Consider the following 14,586-nt stretch of genomic DNA (forward strand, 5'->3'; position numbering starts at 1 on the left):
AATATTAAATTTGATTAATATTTAGAATTAAATTATAATATAAATATTAATCAAAGGGGGTGAGAATATTCGTGATAAATGGTCTTCAAATTTAGGATTTATTTTGGCAGCATCTGGTTCTGCAATAGGTTTAGGTAATTTATGGAAATTTCCATATAATACTGGTTCAAATGGTGGTGGAGCTTTTGTTTTATTATATCTATTATTTCTAGCAATTATAGGTATTCCTTTAATGCTTGCAGCTATAACTCTTGGACGAAAAACTGAATTATCTGTTTTTGGTGCATATAGAAGCATTGATAAAAGATGGGCTTTTGTTGGTACTCTAGCAATAATATGTGGTTTTATTATACTTGCCTTTTATTCTACTGTAGGAGGCTGGGTTATATTTTATCTAAAATCAGCAATAGTAGGTGATCTAAACACTACTGATTCAGCATATTTAGGTAGTATTTTTGATAATTTACTTAATTCTCCTATAGAATTATTGTCATATCAATTTATTTTCATGATAGCTACCATATTAATAGTTTTAAGAGGTATTAGTGGTGGAATTGAAAAAGCTTCAAAAATAATGATGCCGGCTTTATTCATAATGATTATAATTATAGCTATAAGAAGTATTACTCTTAAAGGTGGTATAGCAGGTATAGAGTTTCTATTTGTACCTGACTTTTCAAAAATTAATATGAACGTAGCAATGAATGCTCTAGGTCAAGTATTCTTCTCAATTTCTATAGGAATAGGAACTATGATTACTTATGGAAGCTATTTAGATAAAAAAGATAATCTCTTATCTACAGCAACTCTTATTCCAGTATTAGATACAATTATTGCTATACTTGCAGGTCTTGCAATACTACCTGCCGTATTTGCCCTTGGTTTTGAGCCTACAGAAGGTCCAGGACTTATGTTTATAACATTACCTGCTGTATTTTCATCTATGCCATTTGGTTACTTTTTCAGCTTATTATTTTTTATATTAGTATTATTTGCAGCCCTTACTTCTTCTATATCCATGCTAGAAGTAGCTGTATCATATTTTGTAGATGAAAAAGGCAAAAAGAGAATACCAACAACTATAATTACAGGAGGATTTATATTTTTACTTGGAGTACCTGCTTCACTTTCTCTTGGAGCTTGGTCATTTAAAGTATTAGGTAATTTGAACTTCTTTGACCTTTATGATAAATTAGCTTCAAATATACTTTTAACAACAGGTGCATTCTTACTTGCAATATTTGTAGGATGGGTTTTAACTCCAGAAAAAGCAATAGAAGAAATAGAGAGATCTAAAATAGAGTTTAGATTATCTAAAATCTGGTCTTTACTCATAAAGTATGTAGTTCCTATTGCTGTTGGGATAATATTAGTTAATTCTTATATAGATTTCTTTAAATCGGTTATTGATATATAATAAAATAATCCCTGCATATTAATATGCAGGGATTATTTTATTTTAAATATTTATCAAACCAATTAGTTATTTGTTCAAGTCTTTCTATTCTACTTTTTGGCTTACCACTTCTACTAAGTTCATGATTTTCATCTTTAAATATACATAATTTACTTTCAATATTATGATATTTAAGTGCTGTAAACATCTGTATTCCTTCAACTACCCAACATCTATAATCTTTTTCTCCATGAATAAAAAGCGTAGGAGTATCTACTTTATCTGCATATTTAAGGGGAGAATGCCACCACAATTTTTCATTATCACTCCAAGGAGTTTCACCAATTTGGTCCTGTGTAAAGTAATATCCTATATCTGTAGTAGAATACATACTCGTCCAGTTAGATATACTTCTTTGAGATGCAGCTGATCTAAATCTACTAGTATGACCTATTATCCAATTTGTCATAAAACCTCCATAAGATCCACCTGTAACTCCTACCTTCTCTTTATCTATAAAAGAATACTGTTCAAGTACTTTATCAGTAAATTTCATTATATCATCATAATCAATTGTTCCATATTTCCCTCTAATATCTGCAAAATCATTTCCTTTTCCATCACTACCACGAGGATTACAGAAAAACACTACATAACCTTGATTTGCCCAATATTGCATTTCATGATAAAAAATATTTCCATATACAGTTTTAGGTCCTCCATGAATGTCTAATATGGCTGGATATTTTTTATTTTTATCAAAATTAACAGGTTTAATTATGAATCCATCAATAGTAACCCCATCATTTTCCACACTATAATTTTCTACCTGAGATAATGTTCTTTCTTTTTGTAACCAATTATTAAAATTAGATATTTGAATTTCTTCTTTTTCATCTAATTTATATATTTCTTGTAATTTTAAATCACGAAGCCCTATAAAATATATTTCTCCATCTTTTACACTAAATCCATCTACGGAACCTTTATTCTCTACTAACTTTTGTATATTACCATTCTCATCTATTCTATTTATATACGAACTATCATTTTCTGTAGTAATAAAATAAAGATAATTTCTATCTAACTTTACACTAGATGACGCACCATACCTTACATCTGAACCTACTGAGTTCCATACACTTTTGTCAAAATCAGGGGTTATACATTTCATTTCATCTTGATTTAAATCATAAGTATAAAACTTACCATTTTCATTTATACCATAATTTTTCATATCTGTAGCATTTATTATCAAAGTATCATCTTTAATAAATCTAGAATAATAATATGAAAATTCATTACTATGGATATTTTTCAATTCATCATTTTTTATATCATAAATATATAATGAATCAGCTAAATCCATTTTGTTTTCAAATTTATTAGATATAAATACTACTTTATCCTTATTATCATTTAATGAAAATTCACCTATATTTGTAATTTCATCTGTAATAGCCTTACATTCTTCTTTTTCTAAATCATAAATATATAATCTACTTCTTTTTTTATTAGTATAGCCACTACCATTAGACCAAAAAGGTATTTCGTCTAATTCAACAAAATTTTTTTCATCTTTATTTTTATCTTCTTTATCATAGCTAGCTGTAAATATAAACTTATTGTCACTTAACTTTTCAATATTAATTACATTTTTATCTATTTCAAAATACTTTTTGGCTTCTCCTCCATTTATATTTATTTTATAAAATTTAGTAATTTCTTCTTTTGTTTCTTTACTCTTATCTATTTCATCTCTATTGCTTGAGAATATTATCTCTTCATCATCTATCCATATAAATGAACTTTCTTTATCAAATGTAGTGAGCTGTCTTAAATCACCTTTATCATATAACCAAATATTAGATAAGTATTTATTTTCTTCTTTATCAATATTATGTACTACAAAAGCAAATTTTCCTTTTTCCTTTCCATGTTTAATACCTGATAAAAACTTATACTTTGTAAAATCATCTAATTTTAACTTTTCCATTAAATTCCCCCTCTATTATTCTAATTTATATTATATAATAATATCAGAATTATTAAAACATTATAATATTTGAGAATTTAAATGACTTTTTAGAAAATTTAATATAAAATAATATTAAACTATATGAAAGGATGATAAAATGAACAATTTCAATGAATTATTAAAAAAATATGCTGATATTGCAATTAATATTGGTGTAAACATTCAAAAGGATCAAATTCTTTATATTAATGCTCCTATTGAAAGCAATGAATTTGTAAGAGCTCTTTCAAAATCTGCCTATGATGCAGGTGCACGTGATGTTATGGTTAATTGGAATGACGATGAATTAGCCCTTATAAGATTTTTAAATGCACCAGACAAAGCATTTAAAGAATTTCCACAATGGAAGGCAGATGGATTAGCAGAGCTTGCAAAGGATAATGCTGCCTTTATATCAATTACTGGTAATGATCCAGACATATTTAAAGATGTAGATCCTGAAAAAATGGCAACAGATACTAAAACAAAACTCAAAGCCCTTCAGGAATATAGAAAATATACAATGGCTAGCAAAGTAGCTTGGTGTGTTATAGCTGCTCCTTCAAAAGCATGGGCTAAAAAGGTTATAGGTATTGATGACAGTGAAAAAGCTATAGAAAAACTTTGGGATAAAATATTTAAAATAGTTAGAGTAGATAGAGAAGACCCTGTAGAAGCATGGAAGGAACATACTACAAATTTAGAAAATAGAGTAAAATATCTAAATAAAGAAAACTTCAAGAAATTACATTTCAAATCCTCTATTACAGATTTAGAAGTAGAACTACCAAAAGGCCATATTTGGGCAGGTGGAGGAGAAGAGAATGATAAGGACACATATTTTGTAGCGAATATTCCAACAGAAGAAGTCTTTACTATGCCTCATAGAACTGGAGTAAATGGTGTAGTTAAAAATACTAAGCCATTTAATTATAATGGCAATTTAATAGATGACTTTACACTTACATTTGAAAATGGTAAAGTTGTAGATTTTAAAGCAGAAAAGGGCTATGATGTACTTAAAAAAATGTTAGAAACTGATGAAGGAGCATTACGTTTAGGTGAAGTTGCATTGGTACCACATGACTCTCCTATATCAAATTTAGATACAATATTCTATAATACATTATTTGATGAAAATGCATCTTGTCATTTAGCTTTAGGAAAAGCATACCCTACATGCATAGAAAATGGAAGTGATATGGAAACAGAAGAGTTAACAGAAAAAGGTGCAAATGATTCACTTATACATGAAGATTTCATGATAGGTTCAGCTGATATGAATATAATAGCTGAAAAACAAAATGGTGAAAAAGTACAAATATTTAAAGATGGTAATTGGTCTATATAAAAATATAACCACTAGGGATTAACCTAGTGGTTATTTCGTTATTTAATCAATTCATTCATTTGTACAGCTATGTCTTTTAAGTTTTCAGCATTTGCCGAAAGTTCTTCACTCATTGCTGCACTTTGTTGAATTGATTGAATTAAAGTATTAAATTCTCCTATTGTACTTTCTGTATTTTCATAAATATTTTCATTAAAATTTACTATTTCTTTTGTTTTATTAAGTTGTCCTTTAGTCATAACATTTATATTTTTTATAGTTTCAGTAAAACCTTTTAATTCTGATATCATATCTTTTACATTATGTACAGTATCACCTACTATATTATTCCCTTCAGTTATATGATTATTATTATTAGTCATTAAATCTTCTACATCAGAAATTTTTGTTTTTAACTCTGTAGTTATTCCAGCTACATCTTTTAATGAATGCTTAGTATTTTCAGCTAGCTTTCTTATTTCTTCAGCTACAACTACAAATCCTCTTCCAGATTCTCCAGCTCTAGCAGCTTCTATTGAAGCATTTAATGCAAGTAAATTAGTTTGTTCAGCAATATTTCCAATAATAACTAATATCTCATCTACTTCTTCAGCCTTATTCTGAAGTTTTCTTGTAGCATCAAAAGTAAATTCTATTCTTTCCTTTATTTTATTCATAATGCTAGACGCTTCATTTAATGATATTTCATTTTTATTGGATTTTTCTATAAGTTCTAAAGCTATGCTCCTACTATTATTTGTTTTGTTATATATACTCTCATTCTCTGATAACAATTCATCTAATATATTTGTATTCTTTTTAGACTTGTCTAACATAGAGTTACTTGATTGTAGTACATTATCACTAGTATAAGCTATTTCTTGCATAGCTGTACTTTCTTCTTCTGCTATAGTTGATACCATTTTACTAGAGTCTAATAATGAATCTGCAAATTCAGAAGTTCTATTAAAAATGTTTGATATTTTTTGATTGTTATTTGCCAGTTCTTCTTCTCTTTTTTGTATTTGATTAAGTATATTAGAAGCAAACAATGTAAATATAAATATACCAAAAGAAGTCAAAGTAATTATTATTGCTCTGATTACAAATTCTTGTATAATAAACTCTTCAGATGGAAGTGTATTAGAGTTAAATGTAAATATAGCTATTTGACTTATAATTCCAGCAATTATAAATGCAATATTTAATTTAACATCTAAAAATAATGCTCCTAAAATAATAAAGTAAAATATGCTCATCCATAATTCTTTAGATGGAATCATAAATACTAAATATAAATAATTTATAAAAGTCATAATAAATATTATATACTTTAAAATATTAAAATTCTTTTTATTAAAATTTCCACCTTCAATAGTTTTTCTATGCATTAAATAAAAAATAATAGATTCAACTATAATTAAAAGTCCAAATAATGACAAATCTAACCATTTAATTGAACTATATAACCCTAAATATTTCATAGCTGAAAAAGTTATTGCAGCTAATAATCCACTTATTGAATAAATAATAAGTACAAATTTCAAAGTTTTTTTCTGATAATCTATTATCGTATTAGTATCTTCTCTCATATTAACCTCCTTCATAAATATTTACCATTTATAGCTCAATGCTTGCATAGTATAACCTGCTGCAACAGAACAAAATACTATTAAGTCACCTTCTATAAAATTTTCTTTTTCTAACCTTTCATTTAGAGCCATTATTGGACTGGCACTACCAGTATATCCATATTTATCAGCTATAAAGGTAGCTTGTTCCGAAGTATTGCCTAATTTTTCTAAAGTAACTTTTATATCATCTTTAGAAAATTGTGACATAAAATAATGTGATACATTTTCTGGAGTATATTCATTTTCTTTTAGTAAGTTAACTACTAATTCTGACCACTCATCTGAAAGAAAGCTAAAATCAAAAGGTTTCCATTGCATCTTTCTATCATAGCTTGTTATATTTGTATCAACTATATTTTCAAGTCCACATTCTGGAAATCTTATAGTATCATTGTAATTATCATCAGTAAACATTCTTGTTGCTAAAAACCCTCTTTGTTTGTCTTCTTCTATAGATTCTAAAATAATTGCAGCAGCACCATCTCCTACAATAGAATATGTAATCATATCATCTTCCCTAGCAAAAGGACTTACATGTAAAGAACCAATTATTAAAGCTCTTTTAAATTTTTTATCAGTTTTTAAATATCTAGTTGCTACATCAATAGCACTTATCATACCAACACAATTATTGTTTAAATCAAAAACTGATGTTGCATTAGTAGCCTTTAATTCATTTCTCATCATCAATGCACAAGAAGGCATTAAATATTGTGGTGTATCTGTAGCAGATATTATTATATCTATATCTTCAGGAGAAAGATTTGCATTTTTCAATGCTTTTTTAGCAGACTTAACTCCCATACCTATCATACTTTCATTTTCATCAGCTTGCTTTCTTATGTCTCTACCTAATTTTTTCATTAAATTAGTTACATGATCATCTAATTCATACTTTTTAAAGTGGTCTATCACTTCTTTATTTCTCACTTCTTTTGTTGGATTATATGAACCAACACCTTTTATTAGTACATTTTGATACATTTTACACTCCCCTTTAGTTTAGTTACTAAGAAGATAGACAAAGTAAAATAGATAACTCTAAGTAGAGCTATCTATTTTATAGCGATCAACTTAGCGGCTTGGCAATCATAGATTAATTCCTTAGACCCATAGCTTTGCGTCCTTAACTTTCGATAAGTTTGCCTTTATTAAGTTATATAATTCGACAATATTTTACTAGATTATAATATCATATAAAGTATCTTTTTCCAATATATTAATAAAAAAGATGAGAATTGAATCTATCAATTCTCACCTTTTTTATTAATATTTGTGACCAAAGCTAGGGAAAATAAGGAATATAACTACAATCACACAAATTATAAGTAATAAATCATCATCCAATCCAAAAAAGCCTTTTGTTGTTGCTGACATTTACCACACCTCCTAATAATATATGATATGTTTTAAAACAAATATTGCTACTATTAGAAGGTAACTTTTTTTCCAAATAAATATACAAATGATATTACTACAATTAATCCTAATGGAAGAACAACATAAACTGGAACTCCAAGTCCTACTGGAATATAACCAAATAATATTGTAATTATACCAACAGTTATAGAATAATATAATTGAGTTTTTACATGATCTATATGATCACATGCAGCACCCATTGAAGATAATATTGTAGTATCTGAGATAGGTGAACAATGGTCACCAAATATAGCCCCTGTAAGTACTGCTCCTGCATTCATTAACATGTATGAATTTTCCGGAGATATAGAAAATGCCAAAGGTATTGTAAGTGGCATAAGTATACCCATTGTTCCATAGGATGTACCTGTAGAAAATGATATTATTGCTCCAAATATGAATATTACTGATGGAAGTAAAAACTCAGGCATTTTATCACTTAATATTGATATTAAAAATTTACTTGTTCCTAAATCTTTTATCACTCCTGAAAGTGACCAAGCAAGGACTAATATAACACCAGTAATAAGTAATGATTTTAAACCATGTATAAAAGTATCAATACCTTCATTTACTGTAAATATTTTTTGTTTTATTCCCATTAAAAGTGCTACAATACTTGCTAAAAGTGCTGCTTGAAATAAAACTATACTAGCATCTGATGCTCCAAATGTTTCTCTTATAGCCATAATTGATAAAGGAGAATCCTTTATCATTTCTATCATATTAGCATCTTCTGCTAAAGCTACATATCCATTATAATAAAACCCTGCAAAAGCTGATATCATAAGCACAAGTATTGGAACCAGTGCATTTTTTATTTTTAATTTAGTATTTTCATTTGGTTCTAAGTTTTTATCATTATCACTCATCATTGGACTTGAATCTTTTCTTAATACCTCACCTTTAATTCTAGCTCTTTTTTCCGCTTTATACATTGGTCCAAATTCTTTCATAAGAATTGCTGTTGCTACTATAAATATAAGTATAAGTATATTATAAAATCTATAAGGTATTGTAGATACAAATATGCCATATGCATTTACATTTTGTCCTATTGATTCATATGCATCCTTTATAAGACCTACCTCATATCCAATCCAAGTAGATATAAGTGCAATACCTGCAATAGGTGCTGCTGTTGCATCTATTATAAATGCTAATTTTTCTCTTGAAATTCTCATTTTATCAGTTACAGGTCTCATAATAGGACCTACTATAAGTGCATTTGCATAATCATCAAAAAATATAAAAAGCCCTAATATCCAAGTAATTATTTGTGCACTTACAGGTGATTTAGCTTTTTTAGCTAAAGACTCTGCAATAGCTTTTGCTCCACCCATTTTTGAAATCAAAGCAATCATTCCACCAATAGTTAAACATTGAAGAATAATTCCTGCATTCCAGCTGTCTGCAAGAGATGAAACCATATATACTATTAAGTCTAAAAAACTATGAATTAATGCTCCAAATACATTATAATTATTTAATGATAGAATAAATGCTCCAGTAAGAACTCCTATAAATAATGATATAATTACATTTTTACTTATAAATGCAAGAACTATAGCTATAAGTGGTGGTAAAAGAGTCCAAATACCAAATTTTTCTGCATTAAGCTTTGCACTATCTACTTCATCTGCTAAAGCATAAGTAGAAATAAAAATAAATATTAGTACTAATAACAATACTTTTCTCTTCAAGAATAATCCCTCCTTTCTTAAATATATATTCGACAACTTTTAAAAATATCCTAATTGTAAGTTTACATTTAAATTTAATTATTATATATTATGTATTATGAATAGCTTCGTAGAAAGGAAGATTTTATGAGTATTTTAACAGTTAAAAACCTAACTCATGGTTTTGGTGATAGAGCCTTATTTGATAATGTATCATTTAGATTATTAAAAGGTGAGCATATCGGACTAATTGGGGCAAATGGAGAAGGTAAGTCTACATTTATGAATATAATTACAGGAAAAATAACGCCAGATGAAGGTGACATTGAATGGTCTAAAAGAGTAAGAATAGGATACTTAGACCAACATACAGTTTTAAAAAAAGGTATGACTATTCGTGATACATTAAAGTCTGCTTTTAGTTATCTTTTTGATTTAGAAAAAGAAATGAATGCTATATGTGATGAAATGGCTAGTGCTACTCCTGAACGATTAGAAACACTTTTAGAAGATATGGGAACAATCCAAGATATTCTTACAAATAATGATTTTTATATAATAGATGCAAAGGTAGAAGAAATAGGAAGAGGTCTTGGACTTGATGCTATAGGATTTGAAAAAGATGTAAATGATTTAAGTGGAGGGCAAAGGACTAAAGTACTACTTGCAAAGTTATTATTAGAAAAACCAGATATATTACTATTAGATGAGCCTACAAACTATTTAGATTATGAACATATAGAATGGTTAAAAACTTATTTAAATGATTATGAAAATGCATTTATACTCATTTCTCATGACATACCATTTTTAAATAGTGTAATAAATCTAATCTATCATATGGAAAATCAAAAATTAGATAGATATGTTGGAGATTATGATGATTTTATGAAAGTTTATGAAATGAAAAAGAAACAAATAGAAGCAGCATATAAAAAACAACAACAAGAAATAGCAGGACTTAAAGATTTTGTAGCAAGAAATAAGGCAAGAGTATCTACTAGAAATATGGCTATGAGTAGACAAAAAAAGCTTGATAATATGGATATAATAGAATTAGATAGAGAAAAGCCAAAGCCAGAATTTAATTTTAAAGAAGCAAGAACTCCATCAAAACTAATTTTTCAAACTAATGATTTAGTTATAGGATATGATGAGCCTCTTACTAAGCCTTTAAATATTCGCATAGAAAGAAAACAAAAAATAGCTATAGTTGGAGCAAATGGTATAGGTAAAACTACATTACTAAAGAGTATATTAGGCGAAATAAAACCCATATCAGGCACAGTTGAAAAAGGTCAAAATCAATATATAGGATATTTTCAACAAGAAATAAAAAAAGATAATTATAATACATGTATTGATGAGATGTGGAGTGAATTCCCTGGATTTAATCAATATGAAATAAGATCTGCACTAGCCAAATGCGGACTTACTACAAAACATATTGAAAGTAAAGTAGTTGTTCTAAGTGGTGGAGAACAAGCAAAAGTTAGATTATGCAAACTTATAAATAAAGAAACTAATATATTAATTTTAGATGAGCCTACAAATCATCTAGATAAAGATGCAAAATCTGAACTGAAAAGAGCATTAAAAGAATACAATGGAACAATACTTTTAATCTCACATGAACCAGAGTTTTACAATGATATTGTAACAGATATTTGGAATTGTGAAAATTGGACAACAAGAATAGTTTAAAAATAAAAAATCCTGATTTATAAATCAGGATTTTTTATAAATTTAGTTTTCTTCCGTGTATTCTTCTCTATGTTCTTTCTCATTATATTTTTCTATATCAATATTATTCATAACCTTACTTGAAACTAGTCCTGCAAGCATAGAGCCACTTACATTTACTGCAGTTCTACCCATATCAATTAATGGTTCAATTGCTATTAAAAGCCCTACAAGTCCAACAGGAAGACCCATTGTAGATAGAACTATTAAAGCTGCAAATGTTGCTCCTCCACCTACACCTGCAATACCAAATGAGCTAAGTGCTATTACTATTACAAGTTTAATCAAAAATGCTGGCGCTAAAGGGTTTATTCCTACTGTTGGTGCTATCATAACAGCAAGCATAGCTGGATAGATTCCCGCACATCCATTTTGACCAATACTTGATCCAAGAGATGCTGATAAATTTGCATGACCTTCAGATACTCCAAGTTTATCTGTTTGAGTTTCAACATTTAACGGAATAGCTCCTGCACTAGTTCTAGATGTGAATGCAAATGTTAAAACTGAAGCTGATTTTTTAAGATATGTCATAGGATTTAATCCAAATATAGCCAATATTACAAAGTGAATAATAAACATAACTATAAGTGCTACATATGAAGCTATTACAAATTTAAGTAACCTTGCAATTTCACTAAAATTACTTGTAGAAACCACCCTTGTCATAAGAGCTAAAACTCCATATGGAGTAAGTCTTAATACTAAAGTAACCATTCTCATAACCACATCATGAAGTGTAGATATTATTTTCGCAAAATGTTCTGCTGATTCTGGTTTCTTTCTTCTAAGACCAAGTGTTGCAATAGATATAAATGCTGCAAATACAACTACTGAAAGAGTAGCCGAACTTCCCTGACCAGTCATTGCATAAAAAGGATTTATTGGTATTATCTCAACTATTTGTTCAGGAATAGGTTTTGCTGTAAATTCTCCTAATCTGTTTTCTAGATTATCTGCTGCTTGTGATTCATCTTCTCCCACTTGAAGTCCTTCTGCAGAAAGATCAAATATAGATGCTGTACCTACACCTACTAAAGCTGCAATACCTGTAGTTAATACTAATACTAATATTATAATACCTGCCATCTTACCTAAATCTTTTCCAGTTTGTTTTATTATGGCTCCAGTTATGGCTATAAATACAAGAGGAATTACAATCATTTTAAGAAGTCTTACATATGCTGTACCTACTATTGAAATCCATGTATTAGATTGAATAACAACCTCTGAGTTTGGACCATAAATTAATTGCAGTACTGCCCCAAATACTATACCACCAAGTAATGCTAAAAGTACTCTTTTGGTAAATGATACATATTTCTTTTGCATCATAAATAACCCAAATGTTATAGCTAAAAATACTAAAATGTTTATTATGGTTAAAAATATATCATTCAATATTATTGCCTCCTTCTCTTTTTTTATATTATACCATACTATTCCGGTATGTAAATAGGGAATTAAAATTATTCTATATTTACACCTGCCATTTTCATAAGATATATTGCATTTCTAGTAGTTGATACACCCCTCCTTAACTTATAATCAAAATGTATTTCTCCTCTTTCATAGTATTCCTTGAAATGATAATTTAGTACATTACCCAAAGTCTCCTTTTCCATTTCACCTAATTCTAAATCATGAGTAGAAACAAGGCCTATAGCTTTATTCTTATAAAGCTGTTTTAAAAGCATTTTTGCACCAATATGTCTATCATATGAATTGGTACCTTTAAATATTTCATCTAATAAGAAAAATACTTGCAAATCTTTATTTGACTTTTCTACTATACTATTTATTCTCTTAAGCTCGCCATAGAACGAAGAAATACCTGCTTCTAAGTCATCACTTATTCTCATACAGGTTTGTAAATTCATTATAGATAAATTCATACTTTCTGCACATACTTTACAGCCACAATAGCCAAGCACTATATTTATTCCAATAGTTCTTAAAAAAGTACTCTTCCCTGCCATATTTGAGCCTGTTACAAGTATTACTCTAGAAGGATCTTCTATATTTATACTATTAGCTACTCCTTTTCTTAAAAGAGGATGAGCTATACTTTTTGAATTAAAAATTGAATCTTTTTTTTCTATATTTGGAAATACCCAATCTCTATTATCAAAACTAAGTCCTGCAAAAGAACTTAATTCTTCTAAATCTCCTATTATATTAATCCATTTTTCAACATTATCCCCTGATTGTTCTTTCCATTTATATAAAGATATTAAACACTGATAATCCCATAAAAGTAATACATTTATAGGAAAGAAGATCATATTTTTTCGATTTAGAGATCTTTCAACTATTTTCTCAAGTTTTCTTAATTGATTAGAAGCATCTTCATTATCTTTATTTCTTAAACTATTTTTTAAATCTAAAATATATTTAGATTTAAAATTACCTTTTTCAAACTTTTCTATCATCTTTGTATAGGTTTTTATATCATCTCCATATTTATATATTTTGTCAAATTCCTTATTTAAGTTGTTAGAGTTAAGTGCTCTCATCAAAAATTGAATTGCTACAAATGATAATGCTACCATTTTTGGTATAGCTAAAAATACATATGCCCCTAAAAGTAAACTAATAGTTATTAATGGTAATATTTTTAAAAATATATTAGTGCTTTTTTTGGTATATATATCTTTTTTATGTTTCGCCCATGATATTATGTCTGTATTATCTCTATTACCCTTCTTTTCCTTCTCTATAGCTGATGCAGCAAATCTTTGTCGCCACCATCTCTTTTTTGATAACTCTTCTATAGCCTCTTGTCTACTTTTTATAACTTCTATATTACTAGGAGGATTCTTTAAAATATTTGCTAACTTTTCTTTCCCAATAGGAGTATATGTCCTATTTATATATTGAAAAAGTGAATTTTTACCAAATATATCTAAGTCATAGCTAAATCTATGATTCATATCAATAAACTCTTTTCCATCTTCTTTGAAATTTTTCCAATTCCAATTTAATCTTTCTATTCCATTACTATTTATATCTCGTATAGATGATATATATCTATGATAATTTTTTAAATCATTATGTATTTTTACAAGATATAAAAATAATAATAATGAAATAGTAAATAATCCCCATAATACTAAATCACCTAAATCTCTAGCTAAAAATATCCCTAGCATTATAATAACTGCAGCTGTTAAAAGTCTAATAGTACTAATTATATTCATTGTTTTATTTGTACTTTTTAATAAATTACTATATTTTGCTTTTCTTCTTTTATATATATTTATTGGCTCAACCAAAATTATATCCACCTTTCTTTTATCTCTATATAATAATTGTATCTAAAAAGGGTAAATATATCCATAAGAGATTTAATTTTTTGAAAT

At 27.8% G+C, this 14,586-nt stretch carries 9 protein-coding genes and 1 riboswitch; of the genes, 3 read left to right on the forward strand and 6 right to left on the reverse strand.

Annotated elements, in window-relative coordinates; translation table 11 throughout:
• Positions 1-67 precede the first annotated feature (67 nt).
• Positions 68-1,417, forward strand: coding sequence for a sodium-dependent transporter (locus E0D94_RS00080; protein ID WP_130805287.1), 1,350 nt, complete (start codon positions 68-70; stop codon positions 1,415-1,417).
• A 37-nt stretch (positions 1,418-1,454) separates the two neighbouring features.
• On the opposite strand, the gene E0D94_RS00085 is transcribed toward E0D94_RS00080, so the two are convergent.
• Positions 1,455-3,392 carry a S9 family peptidase gene (locus E0D94_RS00085; protein ID WP_130805288.1) on the reverse strand — a complete coding sequence of 646 codons (1,938 nt, stop codon included), beginning with the start codon at positions 3,390-3,392 and terminating at the stop codon, positions 1,455-1,457.
• Between the two features lie 139 nt (positions 3,393-3,531).
• On the opposite strand from E0D94_RS00085, the gene E0D94_RS00090 reads away from it, so the two are divergent.
• Complete coding sequence (locus E0D94_RS00090) at positions 3,532-4,764, forward strand: aminopeptidase (protein ID WP_130805289.1); 1,233 nt, start codon at positions 3,532-3,534, stop codon at positions 4,762-4,764.
• A gap of 38 nt (positions 4,765-4,802) precedes the next feature.
• On the opposite strand, the gene E0D94_RS00095 is transcribed toward E0D94_RS00090, so the two are convergent.
• The 3 genes from E0D94_RS00095 to E0D94_RS00105 all read right to left on the reverse strand — a co-directional run bounded on the left by E0D94_RS00095 (position 4,803) and on the right by E0D94_RS00105 (position 9,502).
• Complete coding sequence (locus tag E0D94_RS00095; RefSeq protein WP_165442812.1) at positions 4,803-6,335, reverse strand: methyl-accepting chemotaxis protein; 1,533 nt, start codon at positions 6,333-6,335, stop codon at positions 4,803-4,805.
• A gap of 21 nt (positions 6,336-6,356) precedes the next feature.
• A complete protein-coding gene (locus tag E0D94_RS00100; protein WP_130805291.1) occupies positions 6,357-7,361 on the reverse strand; it encodes a ketoacyl-ACP synthase III in 1,005 nt (334 codons plus the stop codon).
• Positions 7,362-7,450: 89 nt separating this feature from the next.
• Positions 7,451-7,534: riboswitch (cyclic di-GMP riboswitch) on the reverse strand.
• 273 nt (positions 7,535-7,807) lie between these two features.
• Entirely contained in the window at positions 7,808-9,502 is a 1,695-nt protein-coding gene (locus tag E0D94_RS00105) for a Na+/H+ antiporter NhaC family protein (RefSeq protein ID WP_242620446.1), read from the reverse strand.
• A 126-nt stretch (positions 9,503-9,628) separates the two neighbouring features.
• Between E0D94_RS00105 and E0D94_RS00110 the strand changes: the two genes are divergently transcribed.
• A complete protein-coding gene (locus E0D94_RS00110; RefSeq protein WP_130805292.1) occupies positions 9,629-11,185 on the forward strand; it encodes an ABC-F family ATP-binding cassette domain-containing protein in 1,557 nt (518 codons plus the stop codon).
• A 42-nt stretch (positions 11,186-11,227) separates the two neighbouring features.
• On the opposite strand, the gene E0D94_RS00115 is transcribed toward E0D94_RS00110, so the two are convergent.
• Both E0D94_RS00115 and E0D94_RS00120 read right to left on the reverse strand, forming a co-directional pair.
• Positions 11,228-12,625: an L-cystine transporter gene (locus E0D94_RS00115; RefSeq protein ID WP_130805293.1), complete on the reverse strand. Its 1,398-nt coding sequence runs from the start codon at positions 12,623-12,625 to the stop codon at positions 11,228-11,230.
• A 68-nt stretch (positions 12,626-12,693) separates the two neighbouring features.
• The gene (locus tag E0D94_RS00120) at positions 12,694-14,499 is read right to left on the reverse strand and encodes a MutS-related protein (RefSeq protein ID WP_165442813.1); all 1,806 of its coding nucleotides are present in this window, start codon (positions 14,497-14,499) and stop codon (positions 12,694-12,696) included.
• Between the last annotated feature and the right edge of the window lie 87 nt (positions 14,500-14,586).

This window comes from Senegalia massiliensis (assembly GCF_900626135.1).
GTDB classification, from domain to species: domain Bacteria; phylum Bacillota; class Clostridia; order Tissierellales; family SIT17; genus Anaeromonas; species Anaeromonas massiliensis.